19 protein-coding genes are annotated in these 21,274 nt (G+C 61.8%); 9 read left to right on the forward strand and 10 right to left on the reverse strand.

Translation table 11 applies throughout. The features are described 5' to 3' along the window. Positions 1 to 6: 6 nt before the first annotated feature. Positions 7 to 1,503: a CoA-acylating methylmalonate-semialdehyde dehydrogenase gene (locus V7714_RS18545; protein ID WP_335711051.1), complete on the reverse strand. Its 1,497-nt coding sequence runs from the start codon at positions 1,501 to 1,503 to the stop codon at positions 7 to 9. Between the two features lie 446 nt (positions 1,504 to 1,949). On the opposite strand from V7714_RS18545, the gene V7714_RS18550 reads away from it, so the two are divergent. Both V7714_RS18550 and V7714_RS18555 read left to right on the forward strand, forming a co-directional pair. Beyond that, positions 1,950 to 3,032 (forward strand): M35 family metallo-endopeptidase, encoded by a 1,083-nt coding sequence (locus V7714_RS18550; RefSeq protein WP_335711052.1) that lies wholly within the window; start codon positions 1,950 to 1,952, stop codon positions 3,030 to 3,032. 156 nt (positions 3,033 to 3,188) lie between these two features. Then, complete coding sequence (locus V7714_RS18555; protein WP_335711053.1) at positions 3,189 to 3,617, forward strand: hypothetical protein; 429 nt, start codon at positions 3,189 to 3,191, stop codon at positions 3,615 to 3,617. Positions 3,618 to 3,628: 11 nt separating this feature from the next. On the opposite strand, the gene V7714_RS18560 is transcribed toward V7714_RS18555, so the two are convergent. Continuing rightward, the gene (locus tag V7714_RS18560; RefSeq protein WP_335711054.1) at positions 3,629 to 4,828 is read right to left on the reverse strand and encodes a hypothetical protein; all 1,200 of its coding nucleotides are present in this window, start codon (positions 4,826 to 4,828) and stop codon (positions 3,629 to 3,631) included. A gap of 149 nt (positions 4,829 to 4,977) precedes the next feature. Here V7714_RS18560 and V7714_RS18565 point away from each other — a divergent pair, with 149 nt between their 5' ends. The 3 genes from V7714_RS18565 (at position 4,978) to V7714_RS18575 (ending at position 8,533) form a co-directional block, all read left to right on the forward strand. After that, positions 4,978 to 5,898, forward strand: a complete 921-nt coding sequence (locus tag V7714_RS18565; protein WP_335711055.1) for a hypothetical protein — start codon at positions 4,978 to 4,980, stop codon at positions 5,896 to 5,898. Between the two features lie 106 nt (positions 5,899 to 6,004). Beyond that, positions 6,005 to 6,775 carry a histidinol-phosphatase gene (hisN, locus tag V7714_RS18570; RefSeq protein WP_335711056.1) on the forward strand — a complete coding sequence of 257 codons (771 nt, stop codon included), beginning with the start codon at positions 6,005 to 6,007 and terminating at the stop codon, positions 6,773 to 6,775. Between the two features lie 138 nt (positions 6,776 to 6,913). Then, positions 6,914 to 8,533 (forward strand): ABC transporter substrate-binding protein, encoded by a 1,620-nt coding sequence (locus V7714_RS18575; protein ID WP_335711057.1) that lies wholly within the window; start codon positions 6,914 to 6,916, stop codon positions 8,531 to 8,533. Between the two features lie 15 nt (positions 8,534 to 8,548). Here the strand turns inward: V7714_RS18575 and V7714_RS18580 are convergent, their stop codons facing one another. Beyond that, the gene (locus V7714_RS18580; protein ID WP_335711058.1) at positions 8,549 to 9,379 is read right to left on the reverse strand and encodes an HDOD domain-containing protein; all 831 of its coding nucleotides are present in this window, start codon (positions 9,377 to 9,379) and stop codon (positions 8,549 to 8,551) included. A gap of 75 nt (positions 9,380 to 9,454) precedes the next feature. Then, complete coding sequence (queF, locus tag V7714_RS18585) at positions 9,455 to 10,282, reverse strand: NADPH-dependent 7-cyano-7-deazaguanine reductase QueF (protein ID WP_335711059.1); 828 nt, start codon at positions 10,280 to 10,282, stop codon at positions 9,455 to 9,457. 188 nt (positions 10,283 to 10,470) lie between these two features. On the opposite strand from queF, the gene V7714_RS18590 reads away from it, so the two are divergent. After that, positions 10,471 to 10,650 (forward strand): hypothetical protein, encoded by a 180-nt coding sequence (locus V7714_RS18590; protein ID WP_335711060.1) that lies wholly within the window; start codon positions 10,471 to 10,473, stop codon positions 10,648 to 10,650. Between the two features lie 15 nt (positions 10,651 to 10,665). On the opposite strand, the gene ggt is transcribed toward V7714_RS18590, so the two are convergent. The 3 genes from ggt to V7714_RS18605 all read right to left on the reverse strand — a co-directional run bounded on the left by ggt (position 10,666) and on the right by V7714_RS18605 (position 14,861). Then, entirely contained in the window at positions 10,666 to 12,363 is a 1,698-nt protein-coding gene (gene ggt, locus V7714_RS18595; protein WP_335711061.1) for a gamma-glutamyltransferase, read from the reverse strand. A 92-nt stretch (positions 12,364 to 12,455) separates the two neighbouring features. Further along, positions 12,456 to 13,616, reverse strand: a complete 1,161-nt coding sequence (locus V7714_RS18600) for an adenylate/guanylate cyclase domain-containing protein (protein ID WP_335711062.1) — start codon at positions 13,614 to 13,616, stop codon at positions 12,456 to 12,458. 249 nt (positions 13,617 to 13,865) lie between these two features. Further along, positions 13,866 to 14,861 (reverse strand): recombination-associated protein RdgC, encoded by a 996-nt coding sequence (locus V7714_RS18605; protein ID WP_335711063.1) that lies wholly within the window; start codon positions 14,859 to 14,861, stop codon positions 13,866 to 13,868. 306 nt (positions 14,862 to 15,167) lie between these two features. Here V7714_RS18605 and V7714_RS18610 point away from each other — a divergent pair, with 306 nt between their 5' ends. From V7714_RS18610 to V7714_RS18620, 3 genes are all read left to right on the forward strand, one after another. Beyond that, entirely contained in the window at positions 15,168 to 16,160 is a 993-nt protein-coding gene (locus V7714_RS18610) for a Fe(3+) ABC transporter substrate-binding protein (RefSeq protein ID WP_335711064.1), read from the forward strand. Positions 16,161 to 16,381: 221 nt separating this feature from the next. Beyond that, complete coding sequence (locus V7714_RS18615) at positions 16,382 to 18,043, forward strand: ABC transporter permease (protein ID WP_335711065.1); 1,662 nt, start codon at positions 16,382 to 16,384, stop codon at positions 18,041 to 18,043. Continuing rightward, positions 18,040 to 19,083 (forward strand): ABC transporter ATP-binding protein, encoded by a 1,044-nt coding sequence (locus tag V7714_RS18620; RefSeq protein WP_335711066.1) that lies wholly within the window; start codon positions 18,040 to 18,042, stop codon positions 19,081 to 19,083. Before V7714_RS18615 ends, V7714_RS18620 begins: the two co-directional genes overlap by 4 nt. An 88-nt stretch (positions 19,084 to 19,171) precedes the next feature. Here the strand turns inward: V7714_RS18620 and bfr are convergent, their stop codons facing one another. The 3 genes from bfr to V7714_RS18635 all read right to left on the reverse strand — a co-directional run bounded on the left by bfr (position 19,172) and on the right by V7714_RS18635 (position 21,162). Beyond that, entirely contained in the window at positions 19,172 to 19,651 is a 480-nt protein-coding gene (gene bfr / locus V7714_RS18625; protein WP_335711067.1) for a bacterioferritin, read from the reverse strand. A gap of 104 nt (positions 19,652 to 19,755) precedes the next feature. Continuing rightward, positions 19,756 to 19,968 carry a bacterioferritin-associated ferredoxin gene (locus tag V7714_RS18630; protein WP_335711068.1) on the reverse strand — a complete coding sequence of 71 codons (213 nt, stop codon included), beginning with the start codon at positions 19,966 to 19,968 and terminating at the stop codon, positions 19,756 to 19,758. A gap of 147 nt (positions 19,969 to 20,115) precedes the next feature. Beyond that, a complete protein-coding gene (locus tag V7714_RS18635) occupies positions 20,116 to 21,162 on the reverse strand; it encodes a serine hydrolase (RefSeq protein ID WP_335711069.1) in 1,047 nt (348 codons plus the stop codon). Positions 21,163 to 21,274 lie beyond the last annotated feature (112 nt).

Below are 21,274 nucleotides of genomic sequence, written 5' to 3' on the forward strand. Positions count from 1 at the left end.
TGGAGATCAGCGCAGCGAGATGGTGGTGTTGACAGGGCCGGCGGTCGCTTCGTCGTCGAACCAGCGGGCGGTCACGGTCTTGGTCTGGGTGTAGAAGCGGATGACTTCCTTGCCATAGGGGCCGAGATCACCGAGCTTGGAGCCGCGCGAGCCGGTAAAGCTGAAGAAGGGAACTGGCACCGGGATAGGCACGTTGATACCCACTTGGCCGACATCGATGTCGTGCTGGAAGCGGCGTGCGGCAGCGCCGCTCTGGGTAAACAGGGCCGTACCGTTGCCATAGGGGTTGGCATTGACGAAGGCAATAGCCTCGTCGAGTGTGTCGACTTCGACGATGCACAGCACCGGGCCAAAAATCTCCTGCTCGTACACCTGCATGCCGGCCTTGACGCCCGAGAAGATGGTGGGGCCGACGAAGTTGCCGTCGGGGTAGCCCGCTACAACGGGGTTGCGGCCATCCAGCTCCAGCTTGGCGCCTTCCTCCACGCCTTGGCCTATCAGCTTCTCTACCCGCGCCAGGGCCTGGCGGTTGATCAGGGGGCCGAGGTCGGCACCGGCTTCATGGCCGGCACTGACCTTGAGCGTTTGCGCGCGCGCCACGATCTCGGGTATCCAGTCGCGCGCCTTGCCTACCAGTACCGCCACCGAGATGGCCATGCAGCGCTGGCCTGCGGCCCCAAAGGCGGCACCCACCAGGGCATTGAGGGTTTGCTCCTTGTTGGCGTCGGGCAGGAAAACGGCATGGTTCTTGGCGCCCAGCATGGCCTGTACCCGCTTGCCGTGTTCGCTGCCGCGGCGGTAGACATGAGTGCCGACCCCAACCGAGCCGACAAAGGAGATGGCCTTGATATCGGGGTGATCGCACAGGGCGTTGACCGCATCGACGCCGCCATGCACCACGTTGAGCACCCCTTTGGGCAAGCCGGCCTGCTGGGCCAGTTGTGCCAGCAGCATGGGGGTCATGGGGTCCTGCTCGCTGGGCTTGAGTACAAAGGTATTACCGGTCACGCAGGCCATGGGAAACATCCACAGCGGAATCATGGCGGGGAAATTGAACGGGGTGATACCAGCACAGACGCCCAGCGGCTGGCGGATGGCATAGGTATCGACGCCACCGGCGACGTTCTCGGCGAACTCACCCATCTGCAGGCTGCCGACCGAACAGGCGTGCTCCACCACTTCCAGTCCGCGGAATACATCGCCCTTGGCATCGGCCAGGGTCTTGCCCTGCTCACGGGTCAGGGTGGCGGCCAGCGTATCCATGTGCTCGCGTATCAAGGCCTGCAAACGCAGGAACACGCGGGCCCGCTCGGCAATCGGCGTGGCGCGCCAGGCCGGGAAGGCTGCCTTGGCGGCGGCTACCGCCTGGGCGACTTCATCACTGCCGCACATGGGCACGCGGGCCAAGACCTCCTGGGTGGCCGGGTTACGTACCTCTTGCCATTGGCTGGTGCTGGATTCGGTGAATTCGCCGTTGATCAGCAGTTTTACATTCTCGGTCATGTCTCGCTCCTTGTTATGGATGGTTGCAGCCTTGCCTGGGTAAGGTGGCGGCGCGGGAACCGGGTTTGCGCGAAGCACCTTGTAGGGTGTGCTGCATTGCTGGCTAGCTTTGTAACTTCACATTGACGTAAACGTCAATCAATCGTGCTGGATTTTTCTGCAGCTTGCCACTCAGCTAGCTTGGACTGGACAGCCCCTGCGGGTTGCGGGCCGCTGCCTATCTCGGCGCCTGGCCTGACCAATGGCGTGCTTGCCAGGTGGCTGTGTCATTTGATCCACTGGACAAACGTACAAGTTGTATGTGGGTTTTCCCTAGTCTAACCATATTGGAGCCCCGAAATAAAAACGCAGCACAGGGGCAGGAGCGGCTGCCACAGGCAGCCAACATAACAAGGTGAGAACTAGGAGCAACTATGCAACACCGCTGGATTGTTTCAATGGCCGTCATGTCTGCACTCGCAGCACCGGTACTGGTTCAGGCGCAGGATCTGCGCGTCAGCGTCGCCTCCACCCGCGTGTCCGCCATGGCCACGCAGGATGTGGAAGTCGATGTACGCTACACCAATGAGGGCCGTCAGCCCGTTTACCTGTACAAGTGGTACGTGGCAGGCAACGGCATGCAAGACCCGATGTTCGAAGTCAGCCGTGATGGCAAGCCGGTCGAGTATCTCGGCCCGCTGGTCAAGCGCCGTGCCCCGACGGCTGCCGACCTGATCACGGTTCGCCCCGGCCAGACCATCAGCAGCCGCGTCAAGCTCTCCTCTGTCTACGATATGTCGCAAAGCGGTAACTACAGCATCCGCTTTGCCGCCGATAGCGAGCGCATGCTCAAGCGTCCGCTGAAGGGCATCAACGAGACCGCTGCGGCCGCAGGTATCGAGGCTGCAGTCGAGTCGGAGATGCTGCAATCGAACGATGTGGCATTGTGGGTAGAGGGCCGCAGCAGCCCCTTGTTGAGGCAGGCCGAGGAAGGCCGCAAGCTGTCGGCTCTGCTGGATCGCATCACCGCGTCCAGCGTGTCCTATGCCAGCAACTGCTCAGCCACCCGTCAGTCGCAGATCAACAGCGGTGTGTCGGCAGCCATCTCCTACGCCAATGGCTCGGTCAGCTACCTGAACGGGACACCGTCGGGCACTACCCGTTATGTCACCTGGTTCGGCAAGTATTCCAGCACCAACTGGAACACGGCCAAGTCGCACTTCGTGAAGATCAAGGATGCGCTGGATACCAAGCCCCTGGTGTTTGACTGCTCCTGCACCGAGAGCGGCACCTTCGCTTATGTCTATCCAACCCAGCCGTACAAGATCTACCTGTGCGGTGCCTATTGGGCGGCTGCCAACACCGGTACCGACTCGCGTGGCGGCACCATTGTGCATGAGCTGTCGCACTTCAATGTCGTAGCCGGCACCGATGACCACGCCTATGGCCAGACCGCTGCCAAGAGCCTGGCCAAGAAGAGCCCGACCAAGGCGCTGGATAACGCCGATAGCCACGAGTACTTCACCGAAAACACGCCTTACCTGCCATAAGGTGACGATGGGGCAGGTGGCTTACTCCCCTGGCCACCTGCTCTGTCCTCTCCGGTCTGGCATCGAGCCGACATGAAGATACCCCTGTTGATCCGGCCGCTTTGCGCGGCCGGTTTTTTCCTTCTGATTCCTTTGGCCCAGGCGGCGTCCCTACCCATGCTTGAGTGCAAACTGCTGGCGCCACCCACCGCCAAGCTGGGGCAGCCGGTGATGCTGGGCTTCAGCCTGCATAACCGCAGCCCGCAGGATGTCTGGGTGCTGGCCTGGAACACCCCGCTGGAAGGCCTGAGAGGCCGCTTCCTGAGCGTGCGCGGGCCTGCTGGCGAGCTTGCATACCAAGGGCCCATGTTCAAGCGGGGGGCGCCACAGCCGGTGGACTATCGCAAGCTCACCGCCGGCCAGACCCTGCAGGTCGAGGTGGATCTGGGCCTGGTCTACGACATGGGCAAGCCTGGGCCCTACACAGTGCGCTATACCGGCCAGTTGCATGATGTGGTGCTGGGTGCTGTCCCGGCACCGGGCGGCAAGCTGCATGCGCAGCCGCTAAGCTGCCCTGGTGTCGCGTTCAAGTTGCTGCCGGCCTGAGCATCCGGCCGCTACAGTGTTTTGATGGCGGCCTTCAGCATTTCCCGCACCTGCTTGGTGATGTCGGCGGTCTTGGCGGGCTCAAAGGCCTGGATGGCGGGCGTATGGATGTGACCAACCGGTAATTGCGCCAGCCCCAGTTGGTTGCGCAGCCGTACCGAGCGATAGGAGATCTCATTGCTCAGGTAGCCGCCGCCGCCCCCTTCAACTGCGGTCTTGCCAAAGAGGGCGGCAAGGCCGCCAGCGGCCATGCGGGTATCCGGCATCACCCGCACCCAGCGATTGTCCTGCACCTTGTAGGGACCGCTGGCAGTCTGCATGGCGGCTACCGGCAGGGAAAACTCGACGAACTCAGGACCGGCCAGTGGTAGGCCGTGCAGCAAGGGTATGACCGGCGCAGCGCGACTGCCGCCACTGAGGGCCGCCAGGTTATCGGTAGCCTTGGCTGAGCGGCGCAGGCCGGGATAGCGCTCCAGATCGAACTGCTCGCGTCCCATGCTGACGGTGACCACCATATCCACCTGGGGTTGCCCCGCCGCTGGCAGCTTGCCTACCGCCGCAGGCCTGGTGGCTTGGGTGCGTGGGCCGGCCATCCAGGGTGTGAGGAAGTCTTCCACCATGCCGGCATCGAAATCGGCATAGCGCACCGGAAAGACGGCCACTTCCACCCGTGCGCGTTCGCCATTGACGACGATTTCCTCGCCATCCAGCAGCAAGGCTGTCACGCCGGAGGGATTGCTCTGGTCCAGATTGCGTTCCAGCGCAAAGGGATCAAAACCCGTCAGCAGGATGCGCTTGATCTTGCGGTCCGGGTCGTAGCGGATTTCATCCATGCCACGGCTGGATTGCTCCAGTGAGGCGATGGCGGCCGCCCGGTCCGCTTCGAACAGGGGGAAGGCGGGCTTGTTGTCCCGCATGGTGCGGGTCAGCGCCAGCCTGGCCCAATACAGCGGTCTGTCATCAAAATCGCCTTGTTCATGCAGCCTGGCCTTGGCGCCCAGCCAGAGCCTGCGGCCATATTCGCGGGCAATGCGGGTGGCTTCGAGCGCATCGCGGCTGTTTGCCCAGTCATGGGCAAAATCCTGGGTCAGGCCGGCAAAAGCGGTATTGAGGGCGGGCAGGCGGGTGGCAACCTGCTGCAGCCGGGCTTCCTCTACTGTCTGGGCTTGGGCAAAGGTCAGGCAGGCAAGCAGCAACAAGGCAGGGCGCATGGGGAATCCGTTGGGAGGATGAAGCAAAATTTTCGCCGATTAAGGCTGCTGCTTGCAATTGGGCCAGTGGCTGTTGATGCTGTACAGACAAAAAACGGCACATCCCCACCCTGGGTGAGGATGAGGCCCTAACCGAGGAGGAGCAAACCATGGCTGGCAGCCGTACCTATCGTCCCCTGGCACAGGTAAGAGCCGTGGGCGGCCCCTATGTCGATCAAGTCGTGGCAGATTTTCGGGCCTTGCCGCTTGAGGCTGTACAGCTACCCCGTTATGGCGAAGCTGCAGCCCTGGCCAACAGCAGCGATACGCTGGACTGGCAGCAACTGTTTACGCTGGAACTGTGGGTGGTGCAACTGATGCCGCTCTACCAGCTGGAACAGCGAGCCGGCATCCTCGGCCAATTGTTTCACCAGACCGCCGCTGCCTTGCCCGATCCGGCACAAGAGGACTACGAACCGCGCCTGCGGGCATGGGCGTTAAATCTTCAGTCGGAACGGCAATGGGCTTTCCGCAAGAACCTGCTGCGCGAGCAGGAGGCCTGGCGGTTACGCCGCAGGCTGGCCGCTACCCTGTGGGCGGTGACGGCCATTGCGGTGCTGGTGAGCTGGAGTGGTATGCTGTTCGGCTGGCAGGGGCTGGCGCTGCTGAGCATGGTGGCCTGGCTGGGTATCAGTGGCGGCTATGCCAGCATTGCAAGGCGCGCGCAATCGCCAGGCCCATCGCAAGGCGGCGACGCCAGCCAGGGCACCGCCCTGGGTAATCTCTGTGCGCTGGACGTAGGGCAGGACAGTGTGGTGCAAGGCATGCTGCTGGCAGGCTTGTTTGCCCTGGTGGGCTATAGCCTGCTGGCCAGCGGCCTGTTTACCCAGTTGTTCAGCCCGGCGCTCAATGCCAGCCTGATTCCCCAGTTCAAGTCGGCCGACTGGCCCAGCATCCCCTTGACTACAGGCGGGCATGAACTGGCCAAGCTGGCGGTATGGAGCTTTCTGTTCGGGTTTGCCGAGCGATTGGTACCTGATGTGCTGGACCGCCTGACAGGCAAGCTCAAGCCATCCAAGCCGGGCAAATAACGCGGGCACGGGCGCTAAATGGATTGCGGCAAGTCGGTGGCGAGGTGAAAAGATATTGAACAGGCTCTAAGATGGCGGCTCCCTTGTTTTTGCACCAGGATAGTCCATGAGCCTTCCCGCCGATTTCCTGCCCCTGGCCCAGCGCCTGGCCGATGCTGCCCGTGCGGTCATTCTGCCGTACTACCGCACCCGTCTGGCGGTAGACGACAAGCTGGATGCCAGCCCGGTCACATTGGCGGACCGTGGCGCGGAGCAGGCCATGCGTGCCTTGCTGGCCGAGCATGCGCCGGAACACGGCATCATCGGCGAGGAGTTTGGGCGCGAACGGGATGAGGCAGAGTGGGTCTGGGTGCTGGACCCGGTTGACGGCACCAAGAGCTTTATCGTGGGTAGGCCGACCTTCTGCACCCTGATCGGTCTGCTCCACCATGGCAAGCCGGTGCTGGGCATCATCGATCAACCGGTGTTGAACGAGCGTTGGGTGGGGGTGGCGGGCCAGCCTAGCACCCTCAATGGCAGCGTGGTGCAAACCTCGGATATCACGGATCTGGCTGCTACCCGGCTGGGCTCGACCGGGCCGCAATATCTGCAGGCCGCCGCAGGCGAGCGCTTTGCTGGCCTGCAGGCACGCTGCCGCTTTACCGTATGGGGCGGCGATGCCTACCTGTATGCCCTGCTGGCCTGCGGTGGTTATGACCTGGTGGTGGAGAGCGGCCTCAAGCTGCATGACTTTGCCGCCCTGGTGCCTGTGGTACAGGGTGCTGGTGGCACGATGACGGATTGGCTAGGCGGCGAGCTGAACAAGGACTCTGATGGCAGCGTACTGGTGGCGGCAACTGCTGCCCTGCATGAGCAGGCGCTGGCCTATTTGCGCTGAGTGTTGGCCGGATCACAGCTTGAGCCTGCCTGGCGCTGGATAATACGGCGTGTTTGAGGGTAGCCCTGCCTGTGTTACCTGTGCAAGCGCCGGGGCGCTGATATGCGGCAGGGCAGATCAATACAGGGCCGGCACGGCATGCGCCGTATTGCCAGCATTGAAGGGGTGGTTCAGTTGATGTTGTTTCGCTCTCGCCTAGGCTTGGCTCTGCTTTGCAGTGGCCTGGCAGTAAACCCCCTGGCGGCCCAGCCGTTGGTGTTTTGCGCCGATGCCGAACCGGACGGGTTTGACTCGGCCCTGTCGGATACCGCCGCAACCCACCGCGCCGCCGCCTACCCCCTGTATAACCGCCTGGTGGGTTATGCACCGGCTACCGGTGCGCTGGTGCCGGAGCTGGCAGAAAAATGGAGCATGTCGGCCGATGGCCGTAGCTGGACCTTCAAGCTACGCCGTGGTGTGAAGTTCCATACCACCGCCGGCTTCAAGCCCAGCCGTGATTTCAATGCCGACGATGTGCTGTGGAGCGTACGTCGGCAGATCGTGACCAGCCACCCTGGCGCCGCCACGGCGCCGGGCGGATTCCCGGCCGCGCTGTCTGGCGATTGGGGGGCGTTGATACGGGCCAGTGAGAAGGTCGATGCCTACACGGTGCGCTTTGTGCTGGCCAAGCCCTATGCGCCTTTCCCGGCGCTGATGGCATCCTGGCCGATGTCCATTGTCTCGGCCGAATACGGTAACCGCCTGGCGCTGGCGGGGCAACTGGCCAAGCTCAGCAGCGAGCCTGTGGGCACAGGGCCCTATCAAATGCTCAAGTACGAGAAGGGCGCCGTCATACGCTATGCCGCCCACCCGGCCTATTTCAGGGGTCGGCCTGCCATGGACAAGCTGATTTTCAGCATCAACCCCGATGCCTCGGTGCGCATGCAGAAGCTCCGCGCTGGCGAATGCCACCTGAGCGAGAGCCTGCGCCCGCAGGATGTGGCTGCGCTGAGCGATGCACCCAAGATCAGGGTGGTGCATTATCAACCGCAGATCACATCGTTTCTGGCGTTCAACAGCCAGAAGAAGCCCTTCAACGATGTGCGGGTGCGGCAGGCACTCAGCCTGGCGATAGACCGCGCAGCCATCGTGCAGGCCGTGTATGAAGGGCGCGCCGCTACGGGCATGCTGCCCTACGCGCCCGCCACCCTATGGGGTGCGCCCAGCCAGCCACCGATAGCGCCCAGGCTGGAGCAAGCCCGCAAGCTGCTGGCCGAGGCGGGCTACCCGCATGGCTTTGAAACCAGCATCTGGGCCAGGGTGGGCGGTGGGGCTTCCAATGTCAATCCGCGCCTGACCGCCGAACTGGTGCAGGCCGACTGGGCCAAGCTGGGCGTCAAGACCCGGTTGGTGGCCATGGAGGCGGCCGAGCTGGGGCGGCGGGGTCGCCTGGGTGAGCACGCTACGGTGATATCAGGCTGGATGAACAGCCTGGACCCTGATGAGCTGTATGGCAATCTCTTGACCTGCGATGCCGCGCAGACCAGTACGGCGCGCTGGTGCGACAAGCAGTTCGATAGCCTGATAGATGCCGCCCGCGCCATGCCGCAGCAGGCCAAGCGTGCCAAGCTGTACGAGGCGGCGGCACAGCACTTCCTGACGGCGGCCCCTTGGGCCGTACTGGCCTACCCCAAGGCGGCACTGGCGCATGATGCCAGGTTGAAAGGCGTCCAGCCCTCGCCAGCCGCACCTTTCAGTTTCGAGCGGCTGCGCTGGTGATGCCGGTGCTGCGGGCTATTTGAGGGCCTCGGTCGCCACCTCGGTCAGTTCACTCATCAAACTGATGTCAAAGCCCAGTTCGGCCAGCACGGCAGCCTGGATATGCGGCCAGTGTGGGTCGGCATCGCGGCGCAGGCGGCTGTAAAGCAGGTATTCGGCCAGGCGTGCCAGTGCAATCAGGCGGGCCGATTCTGATTCCAGCAGGTGGTCGTCGCCGAGCTGGTCGAAATCATGGTGATGCAGGATTGCCTCGTTCATCGCCGAGGGCATGAACCAGGAACGCGCCAGCAGATAACCCACCACCACATGAGAGGTTGAGCGGCTGTCCATCTCGATGCGGATAAAGTTGGCCGGATCTTCCATCGCCCGGGCCAGGGTGGCGATATAGGCGGGAAAGCGCTGTGTCAGCACCGGAATGCCGCAATCGCGGAACAGGCAGAATAGATACGCCTGCTCCGGCTTGATCAGATCCCAGCGCCGCGCCAGATGGCTAGCAATGGCGGCAATCTGGGTGGCGTCATCCCAGAATGCACGCAGAATGGGGGCCAGCGGAATGGCAGCCTTGAGCGTCACACTGGTCACCACCATGTCCAGGTTGTCTGCCCCCAGGACCATGACTGCATCTTGCAGGTTGTTGAGCTGGCGGCTGGCAAAAGCGGGCGAGTTGGCGATCTTGAGCACCGCAGCGGCGAGGCTGAGATCGCGGCCTATCAAATCGCTCATGTCGGCCAAGTCGGCCCCTGCCGCCCTGGCCTGGCGGAACTCGGCCAGGCTTTGCGGTAGCGGCGGCAGCGTCAGGCTTTTCAGCAGTTGTGCGGCTTCGGCATCGGACAGGGCTTGCGGCATGGGGGATTCCTGAGCATTAGGGCGGTCGGCACTACTCAGTTTAGACCGCCACGGCAATCCCGCAGCCACAACACGCTACTGCCGGGCAGTGCGCAGATTGGCGGGAGCTGCCTGGGTATAGCTGGTACGGAAGGGATTAATGTCCAGGCCGCCACGGCGGGTATAGCGGGCGTAGACCGACAAGGCCTCGGGCCGGCACTCCCGGCTGATATCCATGAAGATGCGCTCCACGCATTGCTCATGAAACTCGTTGTGCTGCCGGAACGAAATCAGATATTGCAGCAGGCTGCCACGTTCTATGGCCATGCCCCGATAGCGTATCTGCACGCTGGCCCAGTCGGGCTGGCCGGTCACCAGGCAATTGGATTTAAGCAGGTTCGATACCAGGGTCTCCTCCACGATGCCTTCGCCGGTCTCCATGGTACGGAGCAGGCCCGGCTGCGGTGTGTAGTGGTCTACCTCGATATCGAGGTTATCGATGCAATAGCCATCCAGCTCCGCCATGCGCTCGCGGCCGAAGGCATCAGGCAGGGTGATGCGCACATTCACACTACCGCCGGCAGCCTGCGACAGATCGGCTTGCAGCCGGGCCCTGAGTTCATCCACACCATCGAGCCGGGTCTGGTTGTAGCTGTTGAGATAGAGCTTGAAGCTTTTGGATTCAATGATGTTGGGCGTGTCCGCCGGCACCATGAAACTGGCCAGGGCAACTTGCGGCTTGCCGCGCGGGTTGAGCCAGGAGAGCTCGTAAGCATTCCAGAAGTCGCTGCCAAAGAAGGGTAGGGGGCTCGGTACGCCGATCTCGTCGCGCTTGGCCTGGCGGGGTATGGGGAAGAGCAGGCTGGGGTCGTATTGCTCGACATAGGCGCTGGTGCGGCCTAGCGGGGAGAGTTCGGGGTGCATGAATGGGTTTCCGGTTTTGCTGGGAGGGGCACGTCCTGGTGCTGGCTTTATCTCGCCTGCCTCAGGCGGGACAAGCCAGGCGATAGACCATTTTACCTCGACTACCGCAGCAGCCGGACTATGCCATCGCCCAAGGTATCGATTAATATATAAAGACGATAGCTTTTATACCTTTATGTAGTTACACCATGCCTAGCCCTTTTGTACTCGCTCTTTTTGCGCTCGCCCTGATCCTGTCTGTCTTTCTGGCTTACCGCCTTTATACCAGGCTGGGGAGCGGCGCCAGCCGTACCCGTTTGTCAGAGGCCGAAATGAATCGCGCCGCACGCGAGACCGTGCAGCGCTTTCTGCGCGAGCGTGGCGAGTAAGCCAGGCTGCCTGCTTCAGTATCCGGCCGCCTGGCCATCCTTGCGCGATTCACTGGCGCCTGCCCAGGCCCCATTAGGTAGCCGCATGATGGCTTGATAGCCACCATAGCCGCCCAGGTCGTAGCCCAGCTTGTGCCGTTTTTGCAGCAACTGCTGGATGGTGCTGTAGGGAAACCCGGTTTCCAGGCTCACCGCACCGCCATCGGTCATGCTGCCGCCGGTGGGTTGCTGCGGCGTGTCCCAATAGATGCGCGGTGCGTCGCCTGCCTCCTGCAGATTCATGCCGAAGTCGATTAGGTTCATGACGATCTGAGTGTGGCCTTGCGGCTGCATATCGCCCCCCATCAGGCCAAAGCTGACCCAGGGTTGGCCATCCTTGCTGATAAAGGCTGGGATGATGGTGTGGAAGGGGCGTTTGCCGGGGGCATAGACATTGGCATGGCCAGGTTCCAGCGCGAACAGCTGGCCCCTATCCTGCAGGATGAAACCCAGGTCTTCAGGCGCCATGCCGCTGCCCATGCCACGGTAGTTGCTTTGTATCAAGGACACCATATTGCCCTGCGCATCAGCGGTAGTCAGGTAGATGGTATCGCTGGTCTTGAGTGCGATATTGCCTGCCTCAACCTTTTGCAGGCTGCGCTCTTCGGTGATCAGCTTGCGCCGTTCTGCTGCGTATTGCTTGGAGAGCAGCTGCTCAAGCGGTGTCCGGACGAAATCGGGATCGGCATAGAAGCGGGCGCGGTCGGCAAAGGCCAGCTTGGTGGCTTCGATAAACCAATGTACATGGCGGGTGCTGCCAAAGCCGGCTGATTTGAGGTCGTAACCTTCCAGGATGTTGAGTGCCTGCAGGGCGGCGATGCCCTGGGTGTTGGGCGGGAGCTCCCACACATCGTAGCCACGATAGTTGACCGATACGGGCTCCACCCATTCACTCTTGTGGCTGGCGAGGTCGTCATAGCTGAGATAGCCGCCATTGCGCGCCATATAGGTGGCAATCTTGCGGGCGATCTCGCCCTTGTAGAACGCATCGCGGCCTTGCTTGCCCAGCATCTCGTAGGTTCGGGCCAGGTTGGGGTTGGTCCACAGCTGACCTTTCTGCGGGCCTGCGCCATCACGGGTGAACTGCTCGCGTATGCCGGGGTAGGGCAGCAAGGAGCGGACATTGCGCTGCCAGTAGTAGCTGATGACATCGCTGACCGGGAAGCCCTCGCGGGCATAGCGCACGCTGGGCGCCAGGATATCGCGCATGGGGAGCTGCCCGAACCGGGCATGCAGGCTGAACCAGCCATCCACCGTGCCCGGTACGCTGACCGGCAGGGGCCCCAAGGGCGGAATGGTTTTGAGCCCCTGCTTTTCCAGCTCGGCCTTGAGCTGCGCCAGCGTCAGCGAGCGGGGCGAGCGGCCGCTGGCGTTCAGACCGTAAAGCTTGCGGGTCTTGCCGTCCCATACCAGCGCGAACAAATCGCCACCTATGCCGGCGCCTACCGGCTCCATCAATCCCAACGCGGCATTGGCGGCAATGGCGGCGTCGATGGCATTGCCGCCCTGCTTCATCACGTCCAGCGCAATCTGGGTAGCCAGTGGCTGGCTGGTGGCGGCCATGGCCTTGGGCGCAATGACCTCTGAGCGCGTCGCAAACGGGGCATCGGTAATCCGGTCTGCCGCGCAGACATGACCGAACAGCGCGATGGCAAGCAGGGTGGGACGTAGCATGGACGACTCCGGCAGGGTGATGCTGGAGTGTAGAATCAGTTACTTATAGATACCAGTTGCCTGCATCGCCTTTGGGTTGCTGTCCGGCAAGGCTAGCGATCACGCTTGGGGCGTCCGTCCGGTGTGCATTCCGCCACTGGGCAGGGTTTGGCCTTCTCGCGTGGTCTGGGTGCTGGCTGGCTGGCGGGGGTATCGGTCTCTGCCTGACGCTTGGGCTTGCTGACCACGGGTTTGCTGGCAGGCGTCGTCCTGACGGTAGTAGGTTTTTCCTGAGCTTTCGGCGTGGCCTTGCCAGCCTCGGCTGGCGGTTTGATGGCAGTTGCCTGCGGCAAGGCTGGGGCAGGCGTGGGCGTGCTGGGCAGCGTAGCTGCAGGCGGACTGGCGGGTGCAGGGGAAGCTGGCGGGTTGGTCGGTGGGGCGGAGGTCGCGGCCGGTTTGGTTGCGATGGCTTCGCGCTTGGCTGGCCCAGTCGCAGCCGGGGTTGCGACGGGAGCAGCCTCTGTCTGCGCCACTGCGGGTGCTGCAGCCGGCAAGGCAAGCTGTGGCGGAGCATCCTGACGCCGCATGAACCACCAACTGCCAGCAATCAAGGCCACTACCAACAGCGCGCCTATGCCACCCTGGCGGAGATTGAGCATGCGCTTGTTATGGGCAGGGCTGCCGGGCTTGGCACGCCGGATGCCGCCGGGGCGCATCGCCCGCTTGGCCAGCTCACCGAAGCCGACCTGGTAGACCTCGTGCTCCCTTACGTGCTTGTCGGTGCGTGAGCCTTCATATTGGAAAAGCTGCGCATACTCGTCCGACAGGCAGGACACCACCTCGAAGTAAGAGCGCGACACCAGTATGCAACCGGGTTCGGCAAAACTCATGACACGCTGCGAGGCATTGATGCCGTCGCCCAGCAGATTGAGTTGGCCGTTGATGTCCTTGACCAGTTTGGCGGGGCCGAGGTTGATGCCTATCCGTATGGCAAAGCGGGGAAAATTCGGGTCATTGTTGTGCAGCACGGCGTCGCGCAGGCTGATGGCCACGAACAGGGCGTCTTCCGGGTCGCCCAGGAAGCTGATGGCGGCGCCATCACCGGTATCGATGATGATGCGGTCGCTGACGGCGATATCCTGCAAAGCCTTGGACAGCAGGCTGTTGAACGCCTCTTTCAGGCGCATCTGGGTGCTGACGGGCTGTCTCGAGTATTCGACGATATCGAGAAAAACCACGCTGCAGATCAGGGTTTTGTTCAGGCGATCGGACATGCGTTGGTGGACTGTTGATTGATAGGCTTTCCCCCAAATGTAGGCCTGTCGGATGACATTTGCTGTAGCAATTGATCAATGGGCGATACCGGCACGCTGGATCTGTGGCGGAGTGGGGCGCTGGCACTGGCCTGCAGCCGATTGCACCCGTGCCCGGAATGCAAAACCGGCAGGTTCGCCACGAGGGCTGCCTGCCGGTCTTGAGTGGCCTGAAACGGTTTTCAGGCGAAGGTGGTGCGATCCCCTTTTTTACCAGGGTACGTCTACCTTGCCTGCCGTTGCGGGTGCCGGTGCCTGGGGGGCCGGGGCGGGTGCGGCAATCGGTGCGGTGGGCGCGGCGATTTCACCCAGTTCGTCACCCAGCGCCTCGATCACGGCGGCAATCAGGCCGCGGCCTTCCTGTGCCAACAGGGTGAGGGTGGTATCGAACATGGCGGCGGCATCTTCGGCATTGGCTTCCTTGATCTGGTCTTCCAGCAGGTCGAGGAAGGTCAGCCGCTTGATATGCAGCTTGTCGGTCAGCACAAAGGCGATGCGCTCGTCCCAGCTCAGCGCCAGCTGCGTGACCAACTTGCCGGTCTTGAGATGCTGTTTGACTTCGTCGGAGTTCAGATCGTGCCGGCGGCAGGTCACCTGCGCGCCGCCGTCGCCCGGTGCCTTGAGTACACAGTCGGCGTCCAGGGTGAAGTTGCTAGGGGCGTCATGCTCCAGCCAGGTGCTCATGGCGGTGACCGGATCGAGCTGGGTTTGTGGCAGCTTGGTGGGCAAGGTGCCCAGGCTTTCACGCAGGAACTGGATCAACAATTCGGCCTTGGCTGGGGTGGCACTGTCCACCCATATCCAGCCGGCTTCAAAGTCAATCAGCGCACGCAGGACCCTGGAGCGGGAGAAGGCGCGGGGCAACAATTCCTCTGCCACGCGTTCACGTATCTCCTTGGCTTCCTTCTTGCCTATCTTGCGCAGATCCTTGGCTTCAATCTCGGTGATGCGCTCATCGGCCACTTCCTTGACCACACTCGACGGCAATAGCTTTTCCTCGGTCTTGAGGGCAATCAGCATGGCGCCGGAGTTGGGGTAGGCAAAGATGTCGGGTGCATGCCTGGCGGGAGGAATCCAGCCGGCAGCCAGGCGATCGGTGGCACCCAGCGGTACGAAGGGGCGCTTTCTCAGTTCGGTATCGAGCTGGTCGGCATTCAGTTTGCTGAGATCGGTAATGCGATAGAGCTGCAGGTTCTTGAACCACATAGGACGGTATTCCGGGACGACAGGGATAAGGGGGCGATTGTATGCCAGAACCGCTTCGATCACTGCTGCCGTTATCCGCTAGCCCACCCTGGTAATTTTGATAAGCGTTCTCATTCGTGAGAGAATCCTACTACAGGGTGCTTTCATCACAGTCTAGGTTTGCAGGCGAGATAAGTGCGCTTGGCCCGTATCGGTAATGCCCGTGGTGCCATGGGTAGGCTGATAGCGCCATGCGCAGATACCGCCTGATAATGGCTTGAGGGTGCCCGTCAGATTCTTCCACCTATCCAAAAGCTGGAGTGCCCCATGAAGTTTCGCCCCTTGTTGCTTGCCGCTGCCTTTGTTGCTGCCATGCCCGCCATGGCCGAGGAAGTGACGGTCTATTCGGCCCGTATCGAATCGTTGATCAAGCCGCTGTTTGATGCCTACACCAAGGAAACCGGTGTGCAGGTGAAATTCGTGACCGACAAGGAAGGCCCGCTGATGGAGCGTATCAAGGCTGAGGGTGCCAACACCCCAGCCGATGTGCTGCTGACGGTGGACGCTGGCGTGCTGTGGCAGGCCGAGCAGATGGGTTTGCTCAAGCAGGTGAAGTCCACTGTGCTGGAAGCCAATGTACCTGCCCACCTGCGCGACCCTAAGGGCAGCTGGTATGGCTTGTCGGTGCGCGCTCGCACCATGTTCTACAACACCCAAAAGCTCAAGCCTGCCCAACTGGCAAGCTATGAGGATCTGGCCGACCCCAAGTGGAAGGGCAAGCTCTGCCTGCGTACCTCCAAGAAGGTCTACAACCAATCGCTGGTGGCCACCATGATTGCCCGCCTGGGCGAGGCCAAGACCGAACAGATCGTGCGTGGCTGGGTTGCCAACCTGGCAACCGATCCGTTCTCGGATGACACCATGATGCTGAAGGCTGTCGCTGCTGGCCAGTGCGAAGTGGGTATTGCCAATACCTACTACTACGGCCGCCTGATGGAGAAGGAACCCACCTTGCCGCTGGCCGTGTTCTGGCCTAACCAGAAGACCACGGGCGTACACGTGAATATCTCGGGTGCTGGCGTTACCCGCCATGCCAAGAACGAAAAGGGTGCCCTCAAGCTGATCGAATGGCTGTCCAGCGAGAAGGCGCAGAACCTGTATGCCGATGTGAACATGGAATACCCGGTCAACACCAAGGTGAAGCCCGATGCCAAGGTTGCTGCCTGGGGCGATTTCAAGCATGACTACATCAACGTGGCCAAGGCCGGTGAATTGCAGGCGGCTGCAGTCAAGCTGATGGATCGCGCAGGCTATCGCTAAGCACTGCGGACAAACTGTTCTGGCCTTGTTGAGCAGGCTCTTGCACAGGGACTGCCTGCACGCCGCATGCATCGGAGCGCCGGCCGGGAAGTACCTTTTCCGGCAGGCGCTTTTGACCTGCATCAACCCTGGTGGCGGTTTCGCTTAGCAGCAGCACGCTGCCTTGGGTAGAATGAATCATCGACGGCCGCAATCAAGCGGCCGTTGGCTTTATCCGTCTTATGGACATCGATATCCCGCATAACGCTCCCTTGCCACCTACACACCGTCGTCTGCCGCGCCGGCTGGATGAGCATGCCCTTGCCTGGTTGGTGGCGGCGGTCACGCTGGTGCCGCTGGGCGTGGTGCTGGCCAGCCTGTGGCAGCCCGAGGGCGAGGTGTGGCGGCATATGGCAGAGTTTGTACTGCCGCAGTTGCTGATCAATACCGCCTGGCTGATTGGGGGGGTAGCCGTAGGCACGCTGGGCTTGGGTGTTTCGTTGGCCTGGGTGACGGCGATCTATGACTTTCCTGGCCGCAAGCATTTTGCCTGGGCGTTGGCCTTGCCACTGGCCATGCCGGCCTATGTACTGGCCTTTGTGCAGATAGGCCTGTACGACTTTACGGGGCCGCTGCAAAGCCTGATACGCGATGTCGCGGGCGACAGCAGCTGGTTTCCGTCCATACGCTCACGCGGGGGCGTGATACTGACCCTTACGCTGGTGCTCTACCCCTATGTCTACCTGCTGGCGCGTAATGCTTTTCTCACACAAGGCAGGCGGGCGCTGGAGGCCGCGGCGTCGCTGGGCCTGAGCCGTCGCCAGGGTTTCTGGCGGGTGGCCCTGCCCATGGCGCGCCCATGGCTGGTGGGAGGGGTCAGCCTGGCGCTGATGGAGTGCCTGGCTGATTTTGGTACCGTTGCGACATTCAATTACGACACATTCACCACAGCCATCTACAAGGCCTGGTTTGGCCTGTTCAACCTGACCGCCGCCTCACAACTGGCATCGCTGCTGGTGATGGCCGTGCTGGCCCTGGCATTGCTGGAGCAGCGCGCCCGTGGTGACAAGCGTTATACCGCGACTGGGCGAGGGGCTGCCAATAGGCCGGAGCGTCTACCGCCCTGGCGAGGCTGGCTGGTGGCGGGTGCTTGCCTGCTGGTGCTGAGCCTGGCGTTTCTGGTGCCTATGGCACAGCTGCTTTACTGGGCCTGGTCGGTGGCGGCCGAGCAGCTCGATCTGCGCTATATGGGCTTTGTCGGTCGCTCACTGGTGTTGTCGGCGGGGGCTGCCGGCGTGGTGGTCGTGCTGGCGCTGGTGCTGGCCTATGCCGTACGGCGCAAGCGCGATATCGCCAGCCGTCTGGCTGCACGGCTGGCTACCCTGGGTTATGCCGTACCGGGCACGGTGCTGGCGGTGGGGGTGTTCATTCCCCTGGCCTGGCTGGACAATCATCTGATTGCCGCTGCCCATGCCTTGGGCTGGGTAGGTGTGAGCGAAGTCATCAAGGGCACGCTGCTGGTCATGCTGCTGGCCTACGCGGCACGCTTTCTGGCGGTGGCGTTCGAGCCTACCCAGTCGGCCATGCAGCGCATTACGGCCAGCCAGGAGGAGGCGGCTGCTTCCATGGGCCTGGGGCGGCCTGCGGTATTGTGGCGCATACACCTGCCCATGCTGCGGGGGGGCTTGTTGACGGCGGCGCTGATGGTGTTTGTGGATGTGATGAAGGAAATGCCCATCACCCTGATGACCCGGCCTTTTGGCTGGGATACCTTGGCGGTGCGGGTGTTCGAGATGACCAGTGAAGGGCAGTGGGAAATGGCGGCCTTGCCCTCGGTTGCCATTGTGCTGGCGGGTTTGATCCCCGTTATCCTGCTGGCGGTGCAGACGGAGAAACACGCGTGAGCAAGAGCCTGTTGACGCTGGATGGCGTGGGCGTGACCTATGACGACAAGCGGGTGCTGCACGACCTGTCCTTTACCCTGCTGGAGGGTGAAATCGGTTGCCTGCTGGGGGCCTCCGGCTGCGGCAAGACCACGGCGCTGCGCGCTATTGCCGGTTTCGAGCCGATCCGGGCTGGCCGCATCGCCATCAATGGCGACACGGTAGCCACCGTGGCCGACCACTGGCCACCACAGCGCCGAGGGGTGGGCATGGTATTCCAGGACTACGCCCTGTTCCCGCATCTGACGGTGGCGGGGAACGTCGGTTTCGGCATGAACGGCGTGGCATCGGCTGTGCGTCGCCAGCGTGTTGATGAACTGCTGGAGGTGGTGGGGCTGGCGGGCTATGCAGATCACTACACCCATGCCTTGTCGGGCGGGCAGCAGCAGCGCGTGGCGCTGGCCCGCGCCCTGGCGCCTGCACCGCGCCTGCTGCTGCTGGATGAGCCGTTCTCCAACCTGGATGTGGAGCTGCGGGAGCGCTTGTCGCAGGAGGTGCGCGACATACTGAAGAGCCGTGGCATGACGGCCTTGCTGGTGACCCATGACCAGCACGAGGCATTTGCGCTGGCTGACAAGATAGGGGTGATGGAAGGCGGCCGCCTGCGGCAGTGGGATGCTGCCTACGCGCTCTACCATGAGCCGGCCGACCGCTTTGTGGCGGACTTTGTCGGGGAGGGGGCCTTCCTGCCTGCCGAGGTGGTGGGGCCGGGCGAGCTGGTGTTCGAGCTGGGTAGGCGCAACTGCCGGGCCATGCAGGACTGCGCGACGGGCAGCAAGGTGCAGGTACTGCTGCGCCCTGATGATGTGCTGCATGACGACGCCAGTACGCTGCAGGCGCGGGTGGTGAAAAAAGCTTTCCGGGGCGCGCAGTTCCTCTACACCCTGGCGTTACCCTCGGGCGCGACAGTGCTGAGCCTGGTGCCCAGCCATCATGATCATGCTATCGGTGAATCCATAGGCATACGGCTGGAAATAGACCACGTGATCGCCTTTGCCTGAATCGTTTGACGCATGGGCCTGCCGGACAACGAAAAAGCCGCTGATGTAATCAGCGGCTTTTTGCTGGGGATGTCACGTCAGCGCGCTGTCAGGAGCCGCTGCCAGACATCTGCGATTGCAGGTAGTTCTGATAGCCTATCTGCTCGATCAGGCCCAGATTGGTTTCTAGCCAATCCACATGCTCTTCCTCGCTCTCGAGGATATGCTCGAACAGTTCCCGGCTGACGTAGTCGTGTACCTTCTCGCAATGCGCGATGGCTTCCTTCAGCAGGGGGATGGCTTCCATCTCCAGCTTCAGGTCGCACTGCAAGGCTTCCTTGACGTCTTCACCGATATAAATCTTGCCCAGCTCCTGCAGATTGGGCAGGCCCTCCAGGAACAGTATGCGTTCTATCAGGGCATCGGCATGCTTCATCTCATCGATGGACTCATGGTACTCATGCTCATTGAGTGCCTGAAAGCCCCAGTTCTTGAACATGCGTGCATGCAGGAAATACTGGTTGATTGCCGTCAGCTCATTCTTCAGCGCCCCGTTCAGGAAGCTGATGACTTTTTTGTCGCCCTTCATGATGCCCTCCTTGCAGAATCGAATTTGCAAAGCAGAATAGCCGCCCCTATCTCGCTAGCGTATGCCAGTTAGACCGGGTGCGGCAAGAAGAAAAGCAAGTCTGCTTAGACGGGTACCAGGGTGATGGTGGCTCCTTGGCCTGCAGTCATCTGTTCGCGCTTGCTGTCTAGCAGCAGGGCTCGGGCATCGGGGGCGCATTTGCCACAGCAGCCTGCCACGCCCAGCTCCATGCGCAACTCGCGCATGCTGCCGCAGCCATCGTTGATGGCACGGCGGATTTGCTTGTCGGTGACGGCGTTGCAGATGCAGACGTACATGGCGTGTATGCAATGAGAATGTTTATCGAATAATATTGATTCTCATTGGTGGATGCAAGTACTTCTTGTCATTGGGGTTCTGCGATAGACGCTGCAAAACAAAACGCCCGCGTCAGCGGGCGTTTTTCGGACGAAAGGCGGAGTGTGCTAACCCGCCCGCAACATGGCGACAGGGCTGGTTTCCAGCCATTTCTTGATACGGTTGGCGTCACCGATGCGGGTCAGCTTGCCGTCGGAATCCAGCAGCACAATGATGACGGGTGTGTCGTTGATGGTGGCCTGCATCACCAGGCATTTGCCTGCCTCGGAGATATAGCCGGTCTTGGACAAGCCTATCTGCCAGCTCTGGCTCCGCACCAAGGGGTTGGTATTGCGGAACTCGTACAGGCGATTATTGACGTTGGAGACGAAGTTGTAGCCTTCGCTGGTCGAATAAGCCCGTATCTCGGGATAGTGATGGGCCGCTTGCACCAGCCTGATCAGGTCTTCGGCTGACGAGACATTGGCGCTGGTCAGCCCGGTGGGGTCGGCAAACGTGGTGCGATACATACCCAGCGATTGCGCCGTGCGGTTCATGCGGGCAATAAAGGCTTCGGTGCCACCTGGGGCGGTGCGGGCCAGCGCATGGGCGGCTCGGTTTTCAGACGACATCAGTGCCAGGTGCATCAGCTCACCACGGCTGAGCGTGGTACCCACCATCAGGCGCGAGCTGGTGTTCTTCAGGGTATCGACGTCTTCTTCGGTGATGGTGATGTATTCATGCAGCGGCAGGTGCATGTCCAACGCCACGATGGCCGTCATCAGCTTGGTGATGGAGGCGATGGGGGCGGGGCTATTGCTGTTCTTGCCATAGATGCGTTCGCCGGAGACGGCGTTGACCACCACGGCGGAGCTGGAATACAGCGCCAATTCGCCTGGGTTGCCTATGGGGGCGCCGAAATCCAGGGTGCTGGCACGGGTGGAGACACGGGTGATCTTGCCACCGCGCAGGCGCGGCTTGTTCAAGGCCAGCTTGCTGGGTTTGCCCTTGCGCACATAGCGCAGCTTCTTGACAGGTTTTTTGGCGGCCTTGCTGCGTATCGTCTTGCTGCTGGCCTGCTTCTTGTTGACCTTGGCCGCCTCGGCAGGGGCGGGGAAGGACACCAGGCACATCACGACGATACCGGCAATTAGCGCGGAGAGGCGGGACTGCATGCGACGTCTCCGGAATGTAGGTACACGATAAATCGATAATACATAAGCGATCAATGAAAAGCCATGGAAATCATGGGTTAAGGGCGCGCAAGTCAAGTGAATTCTTAATAAT

This window comes from Chitinimonas sp. JJ19 (assembly GCF_036961565.1).
Taxonomy (GTDB): Bacteria; Pseudomonadota; Gammaproteobacteria; order Burkholderiales; family Chitinimonadaceae; genus Chitinimonas.

Bases quoted from the DNA above. Each gene is read 5' to 3' on its own strand.
- V7714_RS18545 (WP_335711051.1), bottom strand. From the start codon at position 1,503: ATGACCGAGAATGTAAAACTGCTGATCAACGGCGAATTCACCGAATCC.
- V7714_RS18550 (WP_335711052.1), top strand. From the start codon at position 1,950: ATGTCTGCACTCGCAGCACCGGTACTGGTTCAGGCGCAGGATCTGCGC.
- V7714_RS18555 (WP_335711053.1), top strand. From the start codon at position 3,189: ATGCTTGAGTGCAAACTGCTGGCGCCACCCACCGCCAAGCTGGGGCAG.
- V7714_RS18560 (WP_335711054.1), bottom strand. From the start codon at position 4,828: ATGCGCCCTGCCTTGTTGCTGCTTGCCTGCCTGACCTTTGCCCAAGCC.
- V7714_RS18565 (WP_335711055.1), top strand. From the start codon at position 4,978: ATGGCTGGCAGCCGTACCTATCGTCCCCTGGCACAGGTAAGAGCCGTG.
- hisN (WP_335711056.1), top strand. From the start codon at position 6,005: ATGAGCCTTCCCGCCGATTTCCTGCCCCTGGCCCAGCGCCTGGCCGAT.
- V7714_RS18575 (WP_335711057.1), top strand. From the start codon at position 6,914: ATGCGCCGTATTGCCAGCATTGAAGGGGTGGTTCAGTTGATGTTGTTT.
- V7714_RS18580 (WP_335711058.1), bottom strand. From the start codon at position 9,379: ATGCCGCAAGCCCTGTCCGATGCCGAAGCCGCACAACTGCTGAAAAGC.
- queF (WP_335711059.1), bottom strand. From the start codon at position 10,282: ATGCACCCCGAACTCTCCCCGCTAGGCCGCACCAGCGCCTATGTCGAG.
- V7714_RS18590 (WP_335711060.1), top strand. From the start codon at position 10,471: ATGCCTAGCCCTTTTGTACTCGCTCTTTTTGCGCTCGCCCTGATCCTG.
- ggt (WP_335711061.1), bottom strand. From the start codon at position 12,363: ATGCTACGTCCCACCCTGCTTGCCATCGCGCTGTTCGGTCATGTCTGC.
- V7714_RS18600 (WP_335711062.1), bottom strand. From the start codon at position 13,616: ATGTCCGATCGCCTGAACAAAACCCTGATCTGCAGCGTGGTTTTTCTC.
- V7714_RS18605 (WP_335711063.1), bottom strand. From the start codon at position 14,861: ATGTGGTTCAAGAACCTGCAGCTCTATCGCATTACCGATCTCAGCAAA.
- V7714_RS18610 (WP_335711064.1), top strand. From the start codon at position 15,168: ATGAAGTTTCGCCCCTTGTTGCTTGCCGCTGCCTTTGTTGCTGCCATG.
- V7714_RS18615 (WP_335711065.1), top strand. From the start codon at position 16,382: ATGGACATCGATATCCCGCATAACGCTCCCTTGCCACCTACACACCGT.
- bfr (WP_335711067.1), bottom strand. From the start codon at position 19,651: ATGAAGGGCGACAAAAAAGTCATCAGCTTCCTGAACGGGGCGCTGAAG.
- V7714_RS18630 (WP_335711068.1), bottom strand. From the start codon at position 19,968: ATGTACGTCTGCATCTGCAACGCCGTCACCGACAAGCAAATCCGCCGT.
- V7714_RS18635 (WP_335711069.1), bottom strand. From the start codon at position 21,162: ATGCAGTCCCGCCTCTCCGCGCTAATTGCCGGTATCGTCGTGATGTGC.